Source organism: Rhodococcus sp. JS3073 (assembly GCF_026810085.1).
Taxonomy (GTDB): Bacteria; Actinomycetota; Actinomycetes; order Mycobacteriales; family Mycobacteriaceae; genus Rhodococcus_F; species Rhodococcus_F wratislaviensis.
This window is the reverse complement of record NZ_CP113951.1, coordinates 1925179-1945765: the sequence shown is the minus strand read 5'-3', so window position 1 is coordinate 1945765 and position 20587 is coordinate 1925179. Positions and strand designations below refer to the sequence as shown.

Below are 20587 nucleotides of genomic sequence, written 5' to 3'. Positions count from 1 at the left end.
CGCCTATAGTCTGCCCAAGTACTTCGCGGCGGCGCCGCGTTCAGTCGGTGACGAGGATGCGCGGTGGATTCACAGGCAATATCGCTGGTCCGGTCGAGTTTCAAGGCTATCGCGGCAGTGCCGGACGGGCCCCAGACTCTGTCGCGGTCCTTCTATGCCCTGCTGTTCGCGCGGTACCCCGACGCCCGGGACTTCTTTCCCGCGGCCATGGACGAGCAGCGCGACCGGTTGATCTCCGCCGTCCAGTACGTGATCGAGCGACTCGAGGAGGAGTCCGGGCAGATCCTCGCCTACCTCGCGCAACTCGGCCGGGACCACCGCAAGTACGGAATCGAGGACGCGCACTACGTCGCCGTCAGCAACTCCCTGATCGCCGCCGTCGAGCAGTTCCCCTCGACCGAGCCGTGGACCGACGAACTCGAGCAGGCGTGGCGCGACGTCCTCGCGGTCGTCGCCGCCACCATGATGGACGCGGCCAACGCCGAGAGCGGCCCGCCGGCGTGGGGCGCAACCGTGATCGAGCACCTCCAGGTCCGGAAGGACGTCTCGATCGTCCGCCTGCAACTCGACGAGCCGATGACCTACACCGCCGGCCAGTACGTGAGCGTGCAGGTGCCGTCGCGTCCCCGGATGTGGCGGTACCTGTCGCCGGCGAACCCCGCCAACGACCAGGGCATCATCGAATTCCACGTCCGACGGGTGTCGGGCGGCTGGGTCAGCCCCGCCATCGTCAGCCAGACACTCGTCGGCGAGCGGTGGGTCATCGGATCCCCGCTCGGCGATCTCGGAGTCCGCTACGACAACGGTCGCGACATCCTCATGATCGGATCGGGAACGGGCATTGCCCCGCTGCGCGCGCAGATCCTCCAGATGTCGCAACGCGGCCAGGACCGCCGCGTCCACCTCTTCTTCGCCGGCCGGTACCCCTGCGACCTCTACGACCTGGGCACCCTGTGGGCGCTCGCGGAGCAGAACCCGTGGCTGACCGTCGTCCCGGTCACCGAGGAGGACGAGGACCCGTGGTGGTACACCGGCCCGAGCAGCGCCGCGTTGCCCGGCATGCACCGCCGGCTGACCGGCAAGGTCGGGCAGGTCGTCGCCGACTTCGGGACATGGGCCGAGCGCGACATCCAGCTCGTCGGCTCCGAGGCGATGATCAACACCACCAAGTTCCGGCTGCACGCGGCGGGCACTCCGCCGGAGAACATCCGGCACGACCCGTCCTACTGATCCGAACGGCTCAGTACGGGTCGAACTGAATGTTCTCCGTGGGTGTCCCGGTGTCCCGGAGACGGTCGAGGGTGGCGCGGACCATCGCCGCCGAACCGCACACCAGCACCTGGTGCTCGGTGAACGCGCCGTAGGACGTCACGACGTCGGGCAGCGAGCCCTCGATGAGGTCGTCCTCGGTGAACCCGACGTCCACTCTGGTGCGTTCGTACCATTCGTCGGTCCAGTCCGGGTTCACGACGTTCTCCACCACCGGGATGACGGTGAGCCACGGCAGATCCTGCAGCAGCAGGTAGAGCATGTCGGACGCGTAGAGATCGCGCGGTGTCCGATCGCCCGTGAACAGGAACACCCGCGGCGGATTCGGCCGGCGCGACAGGTCCAGGAGGATCGATCGGAACGGGGCCAGACCGGTGCCGCCGGCGATCATGATGACGTCCGGCCCGTCCTCGTCGACCGACATGGTGCCGCGGGGTTCGAGGATCTGCCACTGATCGCCGGGCGAGGTCCCCGTGACGATGTCGCCGCTGACCCAGCCGCCCGGGACCGTCCGGACGTGGAATTCGAGCTTGCCGTCCAGCGACGGCGGCAGGGCGGGGGAAAGCCTGCGCAGCAGTCGCGGGTTCTGGGGCACGCTCACGTCCACGTACTGCCCCGGCGCGAACGGGACGTAGTCACCGACGAGGCGGACCACGGCGAGGTCGTGCCGCAGGCGGTGATGTTCGACGACGGTGCTGGTCCAGGTGGTCTGCGTGGCTTGCATGGCGTGATGCTCTCCCGACGGTCGAACCGGATAGCGGATGGGCGGGGACGGGCTTGCGCGACTAGATCAGCGGGTCGTGCCGGATCAGTTCGGGCGGTGTACCGCCGCCCTGCAACGCGTACACGGTGGTCTTGATCATCGCCGGCGAACCGGAGATCTGGATCTGCCGGTCCGCCCACGACCCGAACCGGGCGACGACGCGGCCCAGCTGCCCCTGGAGTCGCTGATGCAACCCCGGCGGCGCCTCCGGGGCGGGAATCGTGTGCCACCACGGGTCCTCGTCCTCCTCGGACACGGGAACCACGGTCAGCCACGGATTGCTCAGCGACAGGTGCCACAGGGTCTCGATGTCGTACAGATCGCACGGGTACTTGCCGCCCACGAACATGTGGACCCGGGGATTGTTCGACCGCATCGCCATTTCCATCACCTGGGCGCGCAGCGGCGCGATGCCCGTCCCCGAACCGATCATCAGGACGTCCTGCCCGCTGTCGCGGTCGACCTCGAGGCCACCGAGTGGGGAGCTGAGCAGCCAGCGGTCACCCACCTGCGTCTCGTTCACGATGGCGGGGCTGACCCACCCACCCGACACGCGGCGGACGTGGAACTCGAGCTGTCCGTACGGGTTGGCGGGGATGGCCGCCGACAGATACCGCCACATCCGGGGCCGCTGCGGGATCTGGACACTGAGGTACTGGCCCGCACCGTAGGGGATGGGGGAGTCGGTCTCGAGACGGACGATCGCGAGGTCGTCGAGGCGGCGTTCGTGATCGACCACGGTGGCACCCCACGCGGCGGGCAGGTCGTCGTTGTCCGCGGCGTCGGCCATCGTGTGGAGGAGGAGGTCGAGCAGTTCCGTCCAGGCCGCGGTCAGCGAGGGCGTCCAAATGGCCTGGGTGAACGAGCTCCGTACGGCGACCAGCAGCGCATTGCCCGACGCGAAGTAGTGCCTGCCCTCGACGCCGTACTTGCGGTGGTCGCGGCCGAGCTGGCTCAGGAAACCGAGGACCCGGCCCTCGTCTTCGAGGTTGTCGATGACGAACTGCAGTGCCTGGAACAGGCGGTGACCCTGCTGGTCCAGCGCAGCCGGGAAGAGCGCGCGAAATTCGGGGTGCTCGGCGAACAGGGTGGCGTAGAACGTGGTGGTGAGCCGGTTGTGCCCGTGTTCGGTGGACACGATCGACGAAAAGCTGGCGCGCAGACGCGAAATCACGAGCGGATCGAGGCAATCTCGTGTCAAGCCGTCCCCTGCCTCCGTGCTGCTGATTCGAACACCCGCATTCTAGCCGTCCCGCGCGCGGACCCGGGGTTACGGCAACGGCCGGTTGGGCGTGCGCGCCCGGTATTTCGGTGGGCCGCTATTGAGCTGTGACCACCGGCAAGGCACGATGCATCCAATAAACAGGCGGCGTTACCGAGGGGGGGCCATGAGAGTTGGCTGTGCGCGGGATCGGGGTCGGTTTCGTCCGGGGATGGCCAGTTCGGTTCGGGTTCGCCGGGCTGCCGCTGTCGTGGCGGCCGTGACGCTGACGATGATCAGCGGCGGAAACGTCGTCTCGGCGGAACCACGGACGACGATCGAGTCGATCTCGGCGGACGAGGCGCCCGATGGTTCACGGTTGATCGAGGTCACCCCGGTAGGCGAATCGCAGATGAACTTCACCGTCCACTCGACCGCAATGGACAAGAACGTCACCGTCCGGGTCATCCGGGCCGCGTCGGAGAAGCGTCCCACCGTCTACATGCTCGGCGGCGTCGAGGGGAACTCCGAGCAGTTCGGCTGGGAGCAGAAGGCGGACGTCGAGAAGTTCTTCTCCGACAAGGACGTCAACGTGGTCATCCCGTTCGGTGGCCAGTCCAGTTACTACGCGGACTGGAAGCAGGACGATCCCAAACTCGGGCGGAACAAGTGGCAGACGTTCCTCACGAAGGAACTGCCACCCATCGTCGACTCGGCGCTCGAGACGACGGGGAAGAACGCCATCGCCGGGCTGTCCATGTCGGCGACCAGTGTCCTCAACCTCGCGATCTCCAAGCCGGGGCTGTATCAGAGCGTCGGGGCGTACAGCGGGTGCGCGATGACGAGCGACCCGGTGGCGCGCCGGTTCGTCGAGATCACGGTGTCGGACTTCGGCGGCAACCCCGAGAACATGTGGGGTGCGGCCGAGGATCCACTGTGGGCCGCGAACGATCCGTACGTCAACGCCGAGAGGCTCCGCGGGACCACCCTCTACATCTCCAACGGCAGCGGGCTGCCGGGACCGTACGACACCCTCGACGCCCGGACCGTCGGCGGCAACCGCCGTGCTCTCGCGACGCAGGTCGTGGTGGGTGGTGTGATCGAGGCCGTCACCAACGACTGCACGATGCGGCTGGCGGACAAACTCCGTGCCCTGGACATTCCCGCCACGGTCGATCTCCGGCCGGTCGGCACGCATTCGTGGGGGTACTGGCGCGACGACCTGTCCGCGTCCTGGCCGATGATGGCGGCCGCGATCGGGGCGTGACTTCTCGCCCCGCGAAGGGTCGCGGAGCGAGATGATGGGTGTAGCGGAAAATTTTCAAAGTTGAGCGGAACAGACTCAACCCTTCGCGCGTTAAGAAGATGACAGCGTCGCCACGTGCCATTCGGCCCCGGGCGGCGAACCGCTCTACAACGCCAGAAGAGGTGACCAGTGGACTCGTTCAATCCGACCACCAAAACCCAGGCCGCGATGACCGCTGCGCTCCAGTCGGCGTCGTCGGCCGGTAACCCCGACATCAGGCCGGCGCATCTGCTCGTGGCCCTGCTCGACCAGACCGACGGCATCGCCGCCCCGCTGCTCAAGGCGGTCGGCGTCGACCCCACCGCGGTCCATCGTGAAGCGCAGAATCTCGTCGACCGGCTGCCCAAGACGACGGGCGCCACGACCACACCGCAGCTCGGCCGCGAGGCCCTCGCCGCACTCACCGCAGCACAGCACCTCGCCACCGAACTCGACGACGAGTACGTGTCGACGGAACACCTGATGGTCGGGCTCGCCTCGGGTGAGTCGGATGTGGCCGGGCTGCTGAAGCGGCACGGCGCCACCCCCGAGGCGCTGCGCGACGCGTTCACCACCGTGCGCGGCAGCGCGCGCGTCACCAGCCCGGATCCGGAAGGTACGTACCAGGCCCTCGAGAAGTACTCCACCGACCTCACCGCGGCGGCCCGGAACGGCAAGCTCGACCCGGTGATCGGCCGCGACACCGAGATCCGCCGCGTCGTGCAGGTACTCAGCCGCCGGACCAAGAACAACCCGGTGCTGATCGGTGAGCCCGGCGTCGGCAAGACCGCCATCGTCGAGGGGCTGGCCCAGCGCATCGTCGCCGGCGACGTTCCCGAATCGCTGCGTGGCAAGTCCGTGATCTCCCTCGACCTCGGATCGATGGTCGCGGGCGCCAAGTACCGCGGCGAGTTCGAGGAGCGACTCAAGGCCGTCCTCGACGACATCAAGAACTCGGCCGGTCAGGTCATCACGTTCATCGACGAGCTCCACACCATCGTCGGTGCGGGTGCCACCGGCGAGTCCGCCATGGACGCAGGCAACATGATCAAGCCGATGCTCGCCCGCGGTGAGCTGCGGCTCGTCGGCGCGACCACCCTCGACGAGTACCGCAAGTACATCGAAAAGGACGCGGCCCTCGAGCGTCGCTTCCAGCAGGTGCTGGTGGGCGAACCGTCCGTCGAGGACACCGTCGGCATCCTGCGCGGGCTCAAGGAGCGGTACGAGGTGCACCACGGCGTGCGCATCACCGACTCCGCGCTCGTCGCCGCCGCCACGCTCAGCGACCGCTACATCACGTCCCGGTTCCTGCCCGACAAGGCGATCGACCTCGTGGACGAGGCCGCGTCCCGGCTGCGGATGGAGATCGACTCGCGACCCGAGGAGATCGACTCCGTCGAACGCATCGTCCGCCGACTCGAGATCGAGGAGATGGCGCTGCAGAAGGAATCCGACGCGGCGTCGAAGGACCGGCTCGAGAAGCTGCGTCAGGAACTGGCCGACGAACGGGAGAAGCTCAATCAGCTCACCACCCGCTGGCAGAACGAGAAGCAGGCCATCGACTCCGTGCGCGGGGTCAAGGAGCAGCTCGAGATGCTGCGCGGCGAGGAGGAACGCGCCGAACGCGACGGCGACCTCGGCCGGGCCGCGGAGCTGCGCTACGGCCGCATCCCGCAGCTCGAGAAGGAACTCGAGCAGGCGGCCCACGAATCCGGTGCCGCCGCCGACGGCGACGTCATGCTCAAGGAGGAAGTGGGTCCCGACGACGTCGCAGACGTGGTCGCGGCATGGACCGGCATCCCCGCCGGCCGCATGATGGAGGGCGAGACGGCCAAACTGCTGCGGATGGAGTCCGAGCTCGGCAAGCGGGTCGTCGGCCAGGAAGAGGCCGTCGTCGCCGTGTCGGATGCGGTTCGCCGCGCCCGCGCCGGAGTCGCCGACCCCAACCGGCCCACCGGGTCGTTCCTGTTCCTCGGACCCACCGGCGTCGGTAAGACGGAGCTCGCGAAGTCCCTCGCGGACTTCCTGTTCGACGACGAACGCGCCATGGTCCGCATCGACATGTCCGAGTACAGCGAGAAGCACTCGGTGGCCCGGCTCGTCGGCGCCCCGCCCGGATACGTCGGGTACGAGGCCGGCGGCCAGCTCACCGAGGCCGTGCGGCGGCGTCCGTACACGGTGGTGTTGTTCGACGAGGTGGAGAAGGCGCACCCCGACGTGTTCGACATCCTGCTCGCCGTCCTCGACGAAGGCCGGTTGACGGACGGTCAGGGACGCACGGTCGACTTCCGCAACACCATCCTGATCCTCACGTCCAACCTCGGTGCGGGTGGATCGCGGGAGCAGGTGATGGATGCGGTGCGGCACGCGTTCAAGCCGGAATTCATCAACCGGCTCGACGACGTCGTGATCTTCGACCCGCTCACGGAAGAGCAGCTCGAGTCCATCGTCGACATCCAGCTCGACCAGCTGTCCCGCCGGCTCGCGGCGCGGCGGCTGACTCTGGACGTGTCCGACTCGGCCCGCTTCTGGCTGGCCGTCCGCGGCTACGACCCCATGTACGGGGCCCGGCCGTTGCGCCGGCTGATCCAGCAAGCCATCGGCGACCAGCTCGCGAAGCTGCTGCTCGCCGGTGACGTCAAGGACGGCGACACCGTCCCCGTGAAGGTGTCCGAGACCGGGGACGCGCTCGTCCTCGGCTGATCCCCCATGTGAGTGGCACGGTGTGCTCCCGCACGCCGTGCCACTCACCTGTGTTTTCACAGCGACGTCTTAAGTTTCGCCGTTACCCTGGACCGTCCGTAACCGCAGGACACCGGCCAGACGAACCCGAGGGAGGGGCCGATCATGACGAACCCCGACGACCCGCGCACCCCGCAGGAACGCGCGTACGACGGAACCGAGTCGTGGACGACGGAGGACTCCGCCTCGAGGGCTGGTGGCGAGGATCCCACGCAGGCGTGGTCGCGGCAGGACCAGCCGACCGAGCATCTCGCCTCGACCGAGCAGCGCACCGAGTACCTGGGCCCCGCAGGCGGTCCGACCGAGCAGTTCTACACGTCCGACCCGACCGCGGCGTACGGGCAGAACCAGCCCAATCCGACGCAGGCCTACCCGACCTACGATCCGCGGTACGACCCGCAGGCTCCGCCGCCGAACGCCACGCAGGCGTATCCGGCGTACCACGCCCAGCAGTACCAGGGTGGGTATCCGACGGGGCAGTACCCGAACGCCCAGGACCCGCCGGACCAGTACCCGGGCTCCCGGTACCAGGCGCCGGTCGCGGAGACCACCGAGGAAAAGAAGCCCCGACGGATCGGCACCTGGATCGCCGCCGCGGCGGCCGCGCTGCTGCTGATCGCCGTCATCGGCTTCGGTGTTGCCCTCGTCACGACCGCGCCGAACAACTCGTCGAGCACTACCGCGGCGGGCCCGACCACGTCCCGTCCGCCCGCGACCACCGCGCCGCCGAAGACGACGGCCCCGCCGCCGTCGACGACGTCGGAGTCGCCGCTCGATCAACTCCCCGGCGGAATCGGCGAGGCCATCGGCGCTGCCGGCGCCGCGTTCGGAACGATCAGCGCCAACGACGGCTCCACACTCACCCTCGACGCACTCGGCGGTTCCCAGTTGACGGTCCAGACCAACGCGCAGACCAACGTGATCGCACTCGACGGCACCACGGTCGCCGATCTGAAGCCCGGATTCACCGTCATGGTGCAGGGGACGAAGGTCGAGAACGGCACGATGATGGCCGAGACGATCATCAGTACCGAGCTGCCGAAGCTCGGCGGTAACTGAGACGATGGGTCCGGGCAAAACCGACACGGGGTGTCCGGGTACCGCTTCGCCTCGTAACGGCGTCGACTCGCTAGGCTGATCACCGATGACGGGAATGTGGTTCGTACTGGCGTTGATCGCACTCGCAGGCGCGTGCGCACTGCTCTATTTCGATCGCTCGCGTCGTGATCAGACAGGTCGTGTGCGGCAGATCTGGGCCAAGGCCCAGGGCTACACGTACGACAACGTCGAAGAGAAACTGCCCGGCCAGTTCCATCGCGCCGCGCTGGCCAAGCAGGAGTACCTCAGCGCCATCGATGTGGTGAAAGGCGAACGCCGGGGCGAGTCGTTCATTCTGTTCGACCTCGAGGAGACCGCGACCATCGTCGCCGTGCGCCGCCGGGTGGGCTCGGACGTCGACATCGACCTGCGTCTCAAGTCGACCCCGCCGCCGAAGGACTCGGATCTCGAACTCCTCGGTGCCATCGGACCGCGAGTCGTGTTCGCCACCGACCTCGAAATCGCCCGCAGGGTTTGCGATCAGCGCATGGTCGCGTTCACCGAGTCGGTGCCGCCGCACGTGAACATGCTGTGGAGCGAGGGCGAATGGACCCTCGGTTCGCTGCCCATCGGCAGCAGCGGACGCGAGTGGGATTCGGCCATCGAGGCCGTCGCCCGGCTGTCCGGCATCCTGCACGTCCTGCCCCCGGTCACCGAGCCGCGGGGACTCGACCGCGGCCACCACGACCCGAGCCGGCCGCGACTGCGGGAAGGCGCTCCCGCCGAGGCGCGTCCGGCGTCTCCCCGGCAGCAGACCCCAGGCGCTCCCCGCCCGCCGGCACCAGGCGCTCCGCGCCCGTGAGTGCGTGACGAGTCCTGGGACTCGCTAATCGCGCACAGGCGCGCAGCGCCTTGCTACCGTCACCGGTATGTCGACGCCCTCCAGTTCCGCCCGACCCGTTGCCCTCGTCACCGGACCGACGTCGGGGCTCGGTGCCGGTTTCGCGAGGAAGTTCGCGTCTCTCGGTTACGACCTCGTGCTCGTCGCGCGTGACGAGACCCGCTTGCACGCCCTCGCCGACGAAATGAAGGCGTTGTTCGACACCGAGTCCGAGATCCTGCAGGCCGATCTGGCGACGGTGTCCGGGCGCGAGGAAGTGGCGCAGCGCCTCGGGAAGGGTGTCGAGGTGCTGGTCAACAATGCCGGATTCGGCACCTCGGGGGAATTCTGGACCGCGACGCCGGAGCTGCTGCAATCGCAGTTGGACGTGAACGTCACCGCCGTCATGCAGCTGACCCGCGCGGCGCTGCCCACCATGATCGCGTCGGCGAACGGCACCGTCATCAACGTGGCGAGTGTCGCCGGACTGCTGTCCGGGCGGGGATCGACCTATTCGGCGAGCAAGGCGTACGTGATCTCGTTCTCCGAGGGATTGGCGAACGGGCTGGGCGGCACGGGTGTGCGGATCCAGGCGCTGTGCCCGGGATTCATCCGCACCGAGTTCCACGAGCGCGCGGGCATCGAGATGAGTTCGATTCCGAAGCCGATGTGGCTGAGCGTCGACCAGGTGGTCGCGGCGTCGCTGGCCGATCTCGAGGACGGCAAGGTCGTGAGCATTCCCGGCCTCCAGTACAAGGTGCTGACGACCGCCGGTCGGCTCGTCCCGAAGAGTCTGGTCCGGCGGCTGACCAACGTATTCGGCCGGGGGCGTGCCCGCACGTAGAGGTGGGTAGGGTTTCGGGCATGAGTGATCGCGAGGATCTGGCCGCGTTGGTGCGTGAGCTGGCTGTTGTGCACGGCAAGGTGACGTTGTCTTCGGGCAAGGAAGCCGACTACTACGTGGACCTTCGCCGCGCCACGCTGCATCACGAGGCGGGCCCGCTGATCGGGAAGCTGCTGCGTGAACTGGTGGCGGACTGGGATTTCGACGCCGTCGGCGGGCTGACGATGGGCGCCGACCCGGTGGCGATGGCCGTGATGCACGCTCCGGGCAGGCCGATCGATTCGTTCGTCGTGCGCAAGGCTGCGAAGGCGCACGGCATGCAGCGGCAGATCGAGGGACCGGACGTCGTCGGCAAGCGTGTCCTCGTCGTCGAGGACACCACCACCACGGGCAACTCTCCGCTCACGGCGGTGAAGGCGTTGCGTGACGTCGGGGCGATCGTCGTCGGTGTCGCGACCGTCGTCGACCGCGCGACCGGTGCCGACGAGGTGATCGCGGCCGAGGGTCTCGAGTACCGTTCGCTCCTCGGTCTCCCCGACCTGAACCTCTGACCACACACGTGAGTGGCGAAGCGTGCCGGAGCACACTTCGCCACTCACGTGGGGGTATCAGTCGGCGTCGGCGGCCGTGACGGCCAATGCCTCCTCGACGCTGTGCGGTTCGGGATCGTGCTCGTCGACGTGGGCGAGGACCTTGCGGCCGGTCGCGAGCACGATGATCGCGGCGGCGGTGCACACAGCGCCGACCCAGAACGGCATGTGGATGTTGCTCTCACCGAGCTTGCCCGCGACCCACGGTGCGGCGGCGCCACCGACGAAGCGGACGAAGCTGTACGCCGCCGACGCCGTCGACCGCTCGACGGGGGCGGAGATCATCACGGTCTCGGTGATGAGCGTGTTGTTGACGCCGAGGAAGAGCCCGGCGAGCACGACCCCGACGACGAGCACGGCCTTGTTGTCGGTGAACGCGGCCATCATGGCGAGATCGAGCGCGAACAGCGCGAGGGCGACCATCATCATCGGCAGGGTGCCGAAGCGCCGCTGCAGGCGCGGGGCGAGGAACACCGACGCGACGGCCAGCGCGAGACCCCATCCGAAGAAGATGAATCCGATCGAGTACGTGCCCATGTCGAGGGGGAACGGCGTGTACGCGAGCAGTGTGAAGAAGCCGTAGTTGTAGAGCAGTGCGGTGATCGCGACGGTGAGCAGGCCGCGGTGGCGCAGGGCGAGGAACGGCGCGGCGATCGACGTGCGGTGCTCCGGCTTGGGTGCGGACGGCAGCATCACCACGATGAGGATGAACGCGACGGCCATCAGGGCTGCGACGCCGAAGAACGGTGCGCGCCAGCTGATGTTGCCGAGGACACCACCGACCAGCGGGCCGACGGCGATGCCGATGCCCAGCGCGGCCTCGTAGAGGATGATGGCCCGCGCGACGCCGCCGCTGGCCGCGCCGACGATGGCGGCGAGCGCGGTGGCGATGAACAGGGCGTTGCCCAGTCCCCAGCCGGCGCGGAAGCCGACGATCTGGCCGATGGTGCCGGAGCTGCCTGCCAGCGCCGCGAACACGACGATGACGGCAAGCCCGGTGAGGAGCGTCTTCTTGGCGCCGATCCGGCTCGACACCACGCCGGTGATGAGCATCGCGACACCGGTGACCAGCATGTAGCTGGTGAACAGCAGCGACACCTGGGACGGTGTCGCGTCCAGTTGCTCGCCGATCGGTTTGAGGATGGGGTCGACGAGCCCGATGCCCATAAACGCGATGACGCTGGCGAAGGCGACGGCCCACACCGACTTCGGCTGGTGGAGGAGACTCGGTGGCGCCTCGCTGGATGTGCTGTTCGTGACGGTTGCGGTCGTGGTGCTCACGGCCACCTCCTTCGATGTACGTCGGGGTGTGGATGGGTTGTCAGGAGCGGGCCGACGACTTGACGATCGAGCGCAGTTCCGACAGGCCCTGCGTCAGTCGTTCGAGTTGCTCGGGCTCGAGGTCGGCGAAGTGCGGGGCGAGTGCACCCGCGATCTCGTTGCGGGACACGGTCAGCCATTCGCGTCCCAGATCCGTGATGGATACCCGGACTGCCCGGGCGTCCTCGGGATCGGGGCGGCGGGCCACGTATCCGCGATCGGCCAGTTTCTGGAGCAGTGCGGTCGCGGACGGTTGTGAGCAACGGTCGATGCGGGCGAACTCGCTGATGCGTAGCTCGCCGTGGTCGTCGAGCAGGGCGAGGGCACGTGTCCACGGCCGGGGGTGAGCCTCGGATCCGAAGGAGCTCGCGAGCCTGGTGAATCGGTGAGAATTCGTGACCAAGTCGACGAGCAGGCTCTGCAGCCGCGTGTCGTCGTCCATGGCCAACACATTACATAGGCTAACTAACTATGTAAACCCGATGAAGTGCCGCGCGGCCCGCATCCGCCCCCGGCATCGCGACGGCGGGGTGCGGGCCGCGAAGGTCAGGACGAGTGCTTCGCGCCCTGTTCGACCTGGCGCCGCAGGGTGGCGTCGGTGTGGCGGATCGCCTGCGCGACGAAGGGCTCGATGATCTTGCCGAGCGCCTTACCTGCGAGTCCGCCGGGCAGGTCGTAGTGGAAGTCGACCGTCAGGCGGGTCTCGGTTTCGCCGACCGCCTCGAACTGCCACCGAGACCGGGTGTACAGGCCGTCGATCGATTCGAGCTCGATCACCGAATTGCGTTCCCATCCGGTGACCTTCACCACGGAGCCGAGAGTCTTGGGGCCGACCTTCATCGCGGCGTCGTAGACCGCGCCGAGTCCCCGATCCTGGTCGCCGATCGGATCGAACTTCGTGATCCCGAACATCCAGGACGGGACGTGGCGATAGTCGTCCACGTAGTCGAACGCGGCCGCGACCGGTGCGCCGGCGAGGGCAGTGTGATGGATCTCGATCATCGTGACTTTCCTGAGGGGTGGAGGGCGGGGGACTGTTCTGTCCGGTACGGCCGGATGGCGTAGTTCTCGAGGTCGAACCGGGCGAGGCGACGGCGCAGGGACCCGGTGGACCAGGGCCAGGCGGCGAAGTTCCTGCCGTCGGCGTCGAGGTAGTAGCTACTGCAACCGCCATTGTTGAAGACGGTCGGCTCCAGACCCTTCTGCACCGCGTCGTTGAACCGGCGGAACGGCTGAGCGCGCACCTCGAGCACTTCGATACCCTGCCGCTCCGCCTTGGTGAGTCCGTCGATCACGTAGTCGAGCTGGGTCTCGGCCAGTCCGAGAAACGAGTTGTACACCAGGATGTTCGGGCCGAGCATGATGTAGGCGTTCGGTGCGCCGGGGGTCGTGGTGGCCAGGTAGGCCTCGGGGCTCTTCGACCACTTCGCGGACAGCAGTGTTCCGTCGCGTCCGCGGATCCGGCTCGCGATCGGCGGATGACTCACGTCGAAGCCGGTGCCGAAGATGATGACGTCGACCTCGCGGCGGGTGCCGTCGGCTCCGACGACCACGCGACCGTCGACCTCGGCGAGGGCGTGCGGAATCAGCTCGACGTTGCTCTTCGTCAGTGCCGGGAGATACGTGTTGGACAGCAGGAGGCGTTTGCACCCCAGCGTGAAGTTCGGTGTCAGGGCCGCGCGAAGTGCCGGGTCCGGCACCTGCCTGGCGAGCCAGCGGGTACCGAGGGGGTTGAGGAGCCGGGCGGTACGTTCGCGGCGCATCGCCAGGGTGAGTGTCCGCAGGACGACGTCGAGGAGCCGCCGGAACGCGCGCTGCACCGAGGGCACACGTGTGAAGACCCGCTGGGCGAGCCGGGGGAACGGAAAGTCCAGGCGCGGCACCACCCAGGCCGGGGTGCGCTGGAAGATGTACAACTCCTCGACGTCCGGCTGAATCTCGGGGATGAACTGGACCGCGGACGCGCCGGTACCCACGACCGCGACCCTCTTTCCGGTGAGGTCGACGTCGTGGTTCCAGCGGGCGGAGTGGAAGATGTCGCCGTCGAAGCGGTCGATTCCGGGGACGGCAGGAGTGCTCGGTTCGGTGATGGGCCCCGCCGCGAAGATCACGTGCTGGGCCACGATCGTGCCGCGGCTGGTGTCGAGGACCCAGCGGCGGCGCTCGTCGGACCATGCGGCTTCGTGGAGTTCGGTCTGCATCGCGATCCTGGACTGCAGACCGAACGTGTCGACGGTGTCCTCGATGTAGGACAGCAGTTCCGGTTGCAGTGCGAAATTGCTGCGCCACCGCGGATTGGGGTGGAAGGAGAACGAGTACACGGGAGCGGGGATGTCGACACCGCACCCGGGGTAGGTGTTCTCGCGCCACACGCCCCCGACACGATCGGACTTCTCCAGGACGACGAAGTCCGTGATGCCCGCACGTTCGAGCTTGACCGCGGCGGCGATCCCGGACAGTCCGGCGCCGACCACGACGACGCGGAGGTGCCGCTCGTCTCCGCTGCCGTCGGGTGCGGCGGAGGGCTGAGTGGTTGTCGCTGTCATGGCTACTTCCCTGGGCGGATGTGGAACCGTCGACGTCAGTCTAGTTAACTGAGACGCCGTGTCACAGTAAAAGGAAGGAGGCGCGTTGGCAAGCAACCGCGTGTCGTTTGCGTCTTGACTTATATAAGCCGTCACTGAAATTTTGGCCGCATGCACGCCTTCGACGTTCTCGGCGATCCGGTCCGTCGTCGGATCCTCGAACTGATCGCGGCCGACGAGAAGACGTCCGGCGCCGTCAGCGACGTCATCCGCGCCGAGTTCGGCATCTCCCAGCCTGCCGTATCTCAGCATTTGAAGGTGTTGCGGGAGAACGGATTCGCCACCGTCCGGAGTGACGGTCCGCGGAGGCTGTACGCGGTGAAGGCGGAACCGCTCCGTGACATCGACGCGTGGCTCGGCCAGTTCCGGCGTCTCTGGGCGCCGCGGCTCGACGCGCTGGCCACCGAGATCGCGCGCGGGCGCCGCGAGAAACGACTGTCCGGCGAGGACGGAAGCGACACGACACGAGGGAGCGATCGATGATCGACGTGAAGGAACAGATCACCGCGGTACGCCGGTCGGTGGGCAGCCGGACACTCGAGGCGGGCGAGGCCCGCACCGTGACGATCGGTCAGACCTACGACGCCACCGTCGAGGAAGTGTGGGAGGCCTGCACCACCGCCGAGCGAATCCCGCGGTGGTTCCTCCCGGTGACGGGTGACCTGCGCCTGCACGGTCGCTACCAGCTCGAAGGCAACGCCGGCGGCGAGATCCTCACTTGCGACCCGCCGAACGGATTCACCGCGACCTGGGAGTACGGCGGCGACGTCAGCTGGATCGATGTGTCCTTCACCGGCGACCCGGCCGGGGGTACCCGTTTCGAACTCCAGCACACGGCGCACGTCGACGACAAGTTCTGGGACGAGTACGGGCCCGGAGCGGCAGGTGTCGGCTGGGAACTCGGGGTCATGGGGCTGTACTTGCATCTGCGGTCGGGGGAGTCGATGGACCCGAAGGAGAGTGAGGCCTGGTCGATGACCGGCGAGGGTAAGGAGTTCATCACGGCGAGCAGCGAGAAGTGGCGGGACGCGAGCATCGCGTTCGGTACGCCGGAGGGTGCGGCGACCGCGGCAGGTGATCGCACGACCGCGTTCTACACGGGAGCCGGCACCGAGGCGGGCTGATCCGGGTCCTGGAAGAATGGCGTTCGTGACCGAGCGCAAACCTCCCGGGGTGAGCTTCGAGAGCTGGATCGACAAACAGATCCGGCTTGCGCAGGAGCGCGGCGACTTCGACGATCTCCCCGGTGCGGGCAAGCCGATTCCGGCGGGCGATGTCGACGATGAACTGTGGTGGGTGAAGAACTACCTCCGGCGCGAGAATCTGCCCAGCGACTCGCTGCTCCCCACGCCGCTGCAGTTGCGGAAGGAGATCGAGCGGCTGCCCGACACAATCCGCGGGCTGCCGTCCGAGCGGGCGGTGCGGGATGTGGTGGCCCAGCTCAACCTGCAGATCGTCGCCTGGTTGCGGGCGCCCTCGGGTCCCCGGATTCCGGTGAGTCCGGTCGACGCGGACGAGGTCGTCGCGACGTGGCGGCAGCAGAATCAGCCGGCGCGGAAGCCGCCGGTGACGGCGCCCGTCGATCCCGAGTCGGATCCGCGGCGGGCGGGCAGGCGGTGGTGGCGGCGGAAACGGTGACGGATCACTCCTTCCGGAAATCGCCCGATTCCATCACCCGGGACACGAGCAGTCCGGCGATCAGCCCCCAGAACGCGGCCCCGATGTTGAGGAACTGCACGTTCGACACGGTCACGAGGAAGGTCACGAGCGCGCCCAGCGTGTGCCGGGAGCTGAACGCGGCGACGAACGAACCCTGCAGCGCCCGGAGCATCGCGAGCCCGCCGAGCGTCGCGACGAACGCCACCGGGGTGGCCAGCATCAGCTGAACGAACAGCGGCGCGAACAGGCCGACGACCATGGCGAGCACTCCGCAGACGACGGCCGCCGTGTACTGCCTGGTGCGCTGCCCCGACGCCACCAGCAGGGCGTTGGTCGGACCCGTCAGGCACGTCGAGACGGCTCCGACGGCGGAGGTGGCGAGGGACCAGGCCCCGCACAGGACGGTGCCGATGTTCATCGGCGGCTTGTGGCCGGCAGACGTCAGCACCGCCGCGCCCTGACCGTTCTGCACGACGATGACCGTGATCGCCAGCGGCACGACCAGCTCGGTGATCGCCTGCCAGGTGAACTGCGGAGCCTGGAACATCGGTGCCGCGATCCACGGCGTACCCGAGCCGGTGGGGTGGAAGCGGCCGGTGACCGCGACCGCGGCCGCCCCGACGAGCAGTGCGCCGAGGATCGGGGGCATCCACCGGCCGAACGCGGCGCGCGATGCCAGGACGACGAAGACGACGACCATCGGAACGGCCACGGCCGCATCGGTTCCCACGGCGTGAACCAGGTCGGTGCCGAACTTCAGGAAGACGCCGGCCACCATGGCCATGACGATCGGCATCGGGAGCATCGCCATCACCTGACGCACGCGCCCGGTCAGTCCGAGGGCGAGGATCACGAGCCCGGTCACCAGGAACGCGCCGAGCACTTCCGGCCACGACAGGTGGGTGAGCGAGCCGCCGACGATGATCGTGCCGGGAATCGTCCAGAAGAACGCGAGCGGCTGGCGGTACAGCCAGCTGGCGAGGGCGGTCAGGATGCCGTTGAGGAAGAAGACGCCGAAGATCCACGACGCCATCTGCTGGGGCGACAGTCCGCCCGCGGAGCCGGCGGCCAGGATCACGGCCACGGGACCCGTCGCGGAGAAGATCAGCCCGATCAGCCCGTTGGCGGCGTAGGTGCCGCCGAGGTCGCCGATCAGGCGGCGCGGGCCCGCAGGCGGCCACGGCGGTCGTTCGAAGCGAGGGGGACGAGTCTGCACGTCTTCGCTGCGAGTCGGTTCCTCGGTGGTCGTCATGTGGCCTTCCTGCTCGGGCAATGCTCGTTGTGTACGCAGAGCGGGCGTACATATCGCAATGCGTACATGATGGGTGTGGTGTGGATCATAACCACTCGCGTCCGGGGGTCCCACGTCGGGCCGTCGAACCCTGGGTGGGTGCTTTCCATCCCTGGGGGGAACGACACTCGGGCGGCATCGCGGCAGACTCGAAAGCGTCGACCCGACACCACCCGCACCGACGACCATGCGAGGAAGGGCCACATGGCTGAACTGACCCGAATTCCCCGAGAGCGACGCGCCGCGTACGCACGGCGCCCCACGGTGGCGCCGGAAGCCGAACCACGATGCGCCGTCGAACGCACATCGACGTTTCTGGCCTACGGCCTGCTCGCGTTGTTCGGCGGGCTCGGCATCTTCGGAACGATCTGCTCGGTCGATGCCATCCCGGACGGCGCGCGGATCGCCGTCGTCCAGACGACGCCGACGCAGTCGCACCCGCTCGATCTGCCGCATCCGGCACCGGACGCTCCCGAGCCCACCCCCGCCGGGGTGTGAGCCTCTAGGAGGCGACGTCGTCGCGCAGTGCCGCGAGTTCGAGCAGCCGGGGCAACATGTCCGGCGACGCGATCGAGGGCAGGAGTAGCGCCCACATGTCGGCCAGCCGCTCGTACAGGTCGGAACGTCCGGTCAGTGCCTCGGACACCAATTGCATGCCCGTGAACGAACTGACCAGGAACCGGGCGAGTGCGACGGGGTCGACGGTCGCGCGCAGTTCACCCGCCTCCCGGGCCTTGCCCGCGAGCGCGACGAGGGTGTCGGTCCAGTCGATGTAGGGATCGGTGGCCGGGCCGCGGGACGTACCGAGTTCCAGCGTGAGTCGCACACCCGCTCGCACGATCGGCTCGGTCAGCAGCTGGCGCGCCATCTCCTTGGCGCACAACAGGATCGCCTCCATCGGTGACTGTGCCGTCGCGAGCACGCGTTGCGCCGCCAGCATCGCCATGGCGTGCTGTTCCTTGATCACCGCCCAGGCGAGCGCTTCCTTGGACTCGAAATGAAAGTACAAGGCGCCCTTCGTCACGTCGGCATAGGAGAGGATCCCGCTCAGGCTCGCGCCGCCGTACCCGAGCTTCTCGAAGCTCAGTGCCGCACCCTCGAGTACCTGATGGCGGGTGGCTGCCGCGCGCGCCTGCTTTGCCATCACCTGTGCCTCACAATCGCGGATTCTCCGTCGCGTCCACTCTCAAGTCAACCACTCTTCGGGCCGGTAACCTCGGCACGTCCGCAAGTGTGGGAGGAAGACGTGAAGTCGAAGAACAATTGGGGTGTCGAGCACGCGGTGTTCGCCGGTGCGACGCTGGCCACCGTCGTCGGGGCCGTCACCGGGCGTAACCGGTTGCAGCAGGTCGCGAAACCACTGATCGCGCCCGCGCTCGCCGCCCGTGTGCTGCGGCGGCGCACGGACACGGACGCCGCCGATGTCGCACTACTCCTCGCCGGTCTCACGGCCGCGACCGTGGGCGACGTCTTCATGATCGATCCCGACGACGACGCCCGCCTCGTGCGTGGCGCGTCCTCGTTCGCCGTCATGCAGGTCGGCTATTCCGCGCTGTTGCTGCGCCGGGGCGCCCGGCCCACCGCGCCCGCATTGCTTCCCCGGCTCGCCGGCTGGGCAGGCGCGGCGGCACTGCTCCGCAGCCGGGCGAAGGAGGTCGCCACACCGTTGACCGCGTACGGGTCGCTGCTCGGCACCACGTCGACCCTGTCGGCCGATCCGTCCCTCGCGCCCGGTGCGGACGTCGTCGCGAATGTGGCTGTGCCGGGAACCGACCGGCGCAGCTGGCTCGGCGCGGGCGGGATGCTGTTCACCGCGTCCGACGGACTGATCGTGTTGCGGCGCTTGTTCATCCGGGGCGAACGGGGGCGGGCCGGCGCCGAAGGCGTGATCCTCGCCAGCTACGCGGCGGCCCAGTTGCTGCTCGTCGAGGGGATGCTCGCGCTCGGGCGTCGCCGGGTCACGGGCAGAGCATGATGTGGTCCCGGTCCTGCGGGTCCACGAGGACGGTGATCGTCTCGCCGGGCACGAAGCGGGTCGCGTTCTCCCGCCGCACCTCGTAGACGACACGTCCGGCGTAACTCTCGGAACCGGGCACGGTCAGCCGGAGGTCCAGTTCGGTGAGTTCGCCGTTGTCGGGAGTGCGGCGAAGCGGAGTGACGTGCTCGATGCGGGCCCAGCCCTCGAGTCCGTGCCGTTCGAGCTGGCGGTCGGCGCGGCTGGGCCGTTCGGCCGCCATCATCCCGAATCCCAGCGCCGAACCGAAGGCGGCGACCAATCCCATGATCTGGTACGGGATGGTGGCCGGAGGGGTGTGTTCGATCAACCATCCCAGCCAGACGGCGAGGACGATGACGTAGCCAACCGTGACGAAGCAGACCGTCCGCACGATGCGCTGATGATTCATCGATAGCCTCCACCTCCAGGTTAGCCCGTCCCGGCCTCTCCGAGGCGGCCCTGCCGCCGCACTGCCGTTAGAGTGCAGTGTCGGCAGCAGGTAAGCGTGTGTGGAGGTGGCCGTATGGCGTGGCGTCGGGTGTCGTTGGTGTGTCTGAGCATTGGCTCGGCCATGATGCTCGCAGGGTGTGGTGGGTCCTCGGACGCGGTGGCTCCGCCGCCGTCCACGACGACGACCGCGGCTCCTGTGACCACCACCACGACCACGGTTCCGCCGACGACCACCACCACGACGATTGCGCCGCCGACCACGACGACGGAAGCGCCGACCACGACGCTCGTCGACGTCCCCTACGAGCACAACGAGTCGTACTTCTTCACGTCCCCGGACGGTGGGTTCCAGTGCGGCATCATCAAGCTGCCGAACCGCACCGAGGCCGGATGCCAGGGGTCGACGAGCCCGGTGCCGCCGCGCCCGGCCGACTGCATGGTCGACTGGGGTCACGGCATCCGCGTCGAGAACGACGGCGAGGCGTCGTTCATGTGCGCCGGTGGCCTCGTCTACACGTCGGGCGGCGACGAACCGGACGCGGCCCTGCCCGCCGGGGCGAAGCTGGCGAAGCTCGGTTACACGTGCAGCACCACGGCCACGGCCGTCACGTGCACCAACGACGAGACGTCGCACGGTTTCACCGTCGCTCCCGATTCGAACAAGACGTTCTGAC

At 68.1% G+C, this 20587-nt stretch carries 22 protein-coding genes; 13 read left to right on the top strand and 9 right to left on the bottom strand.

Features of this window, described 5'->3' with window-relative positions; genetic code table 11:
- Nucleotides 1-63: 63 nt before the first annotated feature.
- A complete protein-coding gene (locus OYT95_RS09145; protein WP_268791230.1) occupies nt 64-1230 on the top strand; it encodes an FAD-binding oxidoreductase in 1167 nt (388 codons plus the stop codon).
- Nucleotides 1231-1240: 10 nt separating this feature from the next.
- Here the strand turns inward: OYT95_RS09145 and OYT95_RS09140 are convergent, their stop codons facing one another.
- Both OYT95_RS09140 and OYT95_RS09135 read right to left on the bottom strand, forming a co-directional pair.
- Nucleotides 1241-1993, bottom strand: a complete 753-nt coding sequence (locus OYT95_RS09140) for an FAD-binding oxidoreductase (RefSeq protein ID WP_037243541.1) — start codon at nt 1991-1993, stop codon at nt 1241-1243.
- A gap of 61 nt (nt 1994-2054) precedes the next feature.
- On the bottom strand, nt 2055-3206 hold the full coding sequence (locus OYT95_RS09135; RefSeq protein WP_037243542.1) for a globin domain-containing protein: 1152 nt from the start codon (nt 3204-3206) through the stop codon (nt 2055-2057).
- Between the two features lie 259 nt (nt 3207-3465).
- On the opposite strand from OYT95_RS09135, the gene OYT95_RS09130 reads away from it, so the two are divergent.
- The 6 genes from OYT95_RS09130 to pyrE all read left to right on the top strand — a co-directional run bounded on the left by OYT95_RS09130 (nt 3466) and on the right by pyrE (nt 10573).
- Nucleotides 3466-4500, top strand: a complete 1035-nt coding sequence (locus OYT95_RS09130; protein ID WP_268791229.1) for an alpha/beta hydrolase — start codon at nt 3466-3468, stop codon at nt 4498-4500.
- A gap of 168 nt (nt 4501-4668) precedes the next feature.
- Complete coding sequence (gene clpB, locus OYT95_RS09125; RefSeq protein WP_037243547.1) at nt 4669-7221, top strand: ATP-dependent chaperone ClpB; 2553 nt, start codon at nt 4669-4671, stop codon at nt 7219-7221.
- A gap of 144 nt (nt 7222-7365) precedes the next feature.
- Nucleotides 7366-8319 carry a DUF5666 domain-containing protein gene (locus OYT95_RS09120; RefSeq protein ID WP_268791228.1) on the top strand — a complete coding sequence of 318 codons (954 nt, stop codon included), beginning with the start codon at nt 7366-7368 and terminating at the stop codon, nt 8317-8319.
- 94 nt (nt 8320-8413) lie between these two features.
- Nucleotides 8414-9160 (top strand): hypothetical protein, encoded by a 747-nt coding sequence (locus OYT95_RS09115; RefSeq protein ID WP_268792220.1) that lies wholly within the window; start codon nt 8414-8416, stop codon nt 9158-9160.
- A 67-nt stretch (nt 9161-9227) separates the two neighbouring features.
- On the top strand, nt 9228-10022 hold the full coding sequence (locus OYT95_RS09110) for an SDR family NAD(P)-dependent oxidoreductase (RefSeq protein ID WP_112299559.1): 795 nt from the start codon (nt 9228-9230) through the stop codon (nt 10020-10022).
- 20 nt (nt 10023-10042) lie between these two features.
- On the top strand, nt 10043-10573 hold the full coding sequence (pyrE, locus tag OYT95_RS09105; protein WP_005238397.1) for an orotate phosphoribosyltransferase: 531 nt from the start codon (nt 10043-10045) through the stop codon (nt 10571-10573).
- 57 nt (nt 10574-10630) lie between these two features.
- Here pyrE and OYT95_RS09100 read toward each other — a convergent pair whose 3' ends face one another.
- From OYT95_RS09100 to OYT95_RS09085, 4 genes are all read right to left on the bottom strand, one after another.
- Nucleotides 10631-11899 (bottom strand): MFS transporter, encoded by a 1269-nt coding sequence (locus OYT95_RS09100; RefSeq protein WP_128639528.1) that lies wholly within the window; start codon nt 11897-11899, stop codon nt 10631-10633.
- Between the two features lie 34 nt (nt 11900-11933).
- Nucleotides 11934-12374, bottom strand: a complete 441-nt coding sequence (locus OYT95_RS09095) for a MarR family winged helix-turn-helix transcriptional regulator (protein ID WP_128639527.1) — start codon at nt 12372-12374, stop codon at nt 11934-11936.
- A 104-nt stretch (nt 12375-12478) separates the two neighbouring features.
- Nucleotides 12479-12934, bottom strand: coding sequence for an SRPBCC family protein (locus OYT95_RS09090; protein ID WP_037243560.1), 456 nt, complete (start codon nt 12932-12934; stop codon nt 12479-12481).
- Nucleotides 12931-14478, bottom strand: a complete 1548-nt coding sequence (locus tag OYT95_RS09085) for a flavin-containing monooxygenase (RefSeq protein WP_268791227.1) — start codon at nt 14476-14478, stop codon at nt 12931-12933. Before OYT95_RS09085 ends, OYT95_RS09090 begins: the two co-directional genes overlap by 4 nt.
- A gap of 150 nt (nt 14479-14628) precedes the next feature.
- On the opposite strand from OYT95_RS09085, the gene OYT95_RS09080 reads away from it, so the two are divergent.
- Genes OYT95_RS09080 through OYT95_RS09070 form a run of 3 tightly spaced genes read left to right on the top strand, consistent with a single transcriptional unit; the run spans nt 14629 to nt 16155 of the window.
- Nucleotides 14629-15000 carry an ArsR/SmtB family transcription factor gene (locus OYT95_RS09080; RefSeq protein WP_268791226.1) on the top strand — a complete coding sequence of 124 codons (372 nt, stop codon included), beginning with the start codon at nt 14629-14631 and terminating at the stop codon, nt 14998-15000.
- Nucleotides 14997-15641 (top strand): SRPBCC family protein, encoded by a 645-nt coding sequence (locus tag OYT95_RS09075; protein ID WP_268791225.1) that lies wholly within the window; start codon nt 14997-14999, stop codon nt 15639-15641. The genes OYT95_RS09080 and OYT95_RS09075 overlap by 4 nt, the downstream gene beginning before the upstream one ends.
- Before the next feature lie 16 nt (nt 15642-15657).
- Entirely contained in the window at nt 15658-16155 is a 498-nt protein-coding gene (locus OYT95_RS09070) for a J-domain-containing protein (RefSeq protein ID WP_268791224.1), read from the top strand.
- 4 nt (nt 16156-16159) lie between these two features.
- Here the strand turns inward: OYT95_RS09070 and OYT95_RS09065 are convergent, their stop codons facing one another.
- The gene (locus OYT95_RS09065; protein WP_268791223.1) at nt 16160-17428 is read right to left on the bottom strand and encodes a benzoate/H(+) symporter BenE family transporter; all 1269 of its coding nucleotides are present in this window, start codon (nt 17426-17428) and stop codon (nt 16160-16162) included.
- A 243-nt stretch (nt 17429-17671) separates the two neighbouring features.
- Between OYT95_RS09065 and OYT95_RS09060 the strand changes: the two genes are divergently transcribed.
- Complete coding sequence (locus OYT95_RS09060) at nt 17672-17965, top strand: hypothetical protein (RefSeq protein WP_268791222.1); 294 nt, start codon at nt 17672-17674, stop codon at nt 17963-17965.
- Between the two features lie 4 nt (nt 17966-17969).
- Here the strand turns inward: OYT95_RS09060 and OYT95_RS09055 are convergent, their stop codons facing one another.
- Complete coding sequence (locus tag OYT95_RS09055; protein ID WP_037243572.1) at nt 17970-18611, bottom strand: ScbR family autoregulator-binding transcription factor; 642 nt, start codon at nt 18609-18611, stop codon at nt 17970-17972.
- 102 nt (nt 18612-18713) lie between these two features.
- On the opposite strand from OYT95_RS09055, the gene OYT95_RS09050 reads away from it, so the two are divergent.
- Complete coding sequence (locus OYT95_RS09050; protein WP_268791221.1) at nt 18714-19442, top strand: lysoplasmalogenase; 729 nt, start codon at nt 18714-18716, stop codon at nt 19440-19442.
- Here OYT95_RS09050 and OYT95_RS09045 read toward each other — a convergent pair.
- Nucleotides 19426-19872, bottom strand: a complete 447-nt coding sequence (locus OYT95_RS09045) for a hypothetical protein (RefSeq protein ID WP_037243576.1) — start codon at nt 19870-19872, stop codon at nt 19426-19428. The two genes, OYT95_RS09050 and OYT95_RS09045, sit on opposite strands and share 17 nt — an antisense overlap.
- A gap of 114 nt (nt 19873-19986) precedes the next feature.
- On the opposite strand from OYT95_RS09045, the gene OYT95_RS09040 reads away from it, so the two are divergent.
- A complete protein-coding gene (locus tag OYT95_RS09040) occupies nt 19987-20586 on the top strand; it encodes a hypothetical protein (RefSeq protein ID WP_128639523.1) in 600 nt (199 codons plus the stop codon).
- Nucleotide 20587 lies beyond the last annotated feature (1 nt).

Bases quoted from the DNA above. Each gene is read 5' to 3' on its own strand.
- OYT95_RS09140 (WP_037243541.1), bottom strand. From the start codon at position 1,993: ATGCAAGCCACGCAGACCACCTGGACCAGCACCGTCGTCGAACATCAC.
- OYT95_RS09130 (WP_268791229.1), top strand. From the start codon at position 3,466: ATGGCCAGTTCGGTTCGGGTTCGCCGGGCTGCCGCTGTCGTGGCGGCC.
- OYT95_RS09120 (WP_268791228.1), top strand. From the start codon at position 7,366: ATGACGAACCCCGACGACCCGCGCACCCCGCAGGAACGCGCGTACGAC.
- OYT95_RS09115 (WP_268792220.1), top strand. From the start codon at position 8,414: ATGTGGTTCGTACTGGCGTTGATCGCACTCGCAGGCGCGTGCGCACTG.
- OYT95_RS09110 (WP_112299559.1), top strand. From the start codon at position 9,228: ATGTCGACGCCCTCCAGTTCCGCCCGACCCGTTGCCCTCGTCACCGGA.
- pyrE (WP_005238397.1), top strand. From the start codon at position 10,043: ATGAGTGATCGCGAGGATCTGGCCGCGTTGGTGCGTGAGCTGGCTGTT.
- OYT95_RS09095 (WP_128639527.1), bottom strand. From the start codon at position 12,374: ATGGACGACGACACGCGGCTGCAGAGCCTGCTCGTCGACTTGGTCACG.
- OYT95_RS09090 (WP_037243560.1), bottom strand. From the start codon at position 12,934: ATGATCGAGATCCATCACACTGCCCTCGCCGGCGCACCGGTCGCGGCC.
- OYT95_RS09085 (WP_268791227.1), bottom strand. From the start codon at position 14,478: ATGACAGCGACAACCACTCAGCCCTCCGCCGCACCCGACGGCAGCGGA.
- OYT95_RS09080 (WP_268791226.1), top strand. From the start codon at position 14,629: ATGCACGCCTTCGACGTTCTCGGCGATCCGGTCCGTCGTCGGATCCTC.
- OYT95_RS09075 (WP_268791225.1), top strand. From the start codon at position 14,997: ATGATCGACGTGAAGGAACAGATCACCGCGGTACGCCGGTCGGTGGGC.
- OYT95_RS09070 (WP_268791224.1), top strand. From the start codon at position 15,658: ATGGCGTTCGTGACCGAGCGCAAACCTCCCGGGGTGAGCTTCGAGAGC.
- OYT95_RS09065 (WP_268791223.1), bottom strand. From the start codon at position 17,428: ATGACGACCACCGAGGAACCGACTCGCAGCGAAGACGTGCAGACTCGT.
- OYT95_RS09060 (WP_268791222.1), top strand. From the start codon at position 17,672: ATGGCTGAACTGACCCGAATTCCCCGAGAGCGACGCGCCGCGTACGCA.
- OYT95_RS09055 (WP_037243572.1), bottom strand. From the start codon at position 18,611: ATGGCAAAGCAGGCGCGCGCGGCAGCCACCCGCCATCAGGTACTCGAG.
- OYT95_RS09045 (WP_037243576.1), bottom strand. From the start codon at position 19,872: ATGAATCATCAGCGCATCGTGCGGACGGTCTGCTTCGTCACGGTTGGC.
- OYT95_RS09040 (WP_128639523.1), top strand. From the start codon at position 19,987: ATGGCGTGGCGTCGGGTGTCGTTGGTGTGTCTGAGCATTGGCTCGGCC.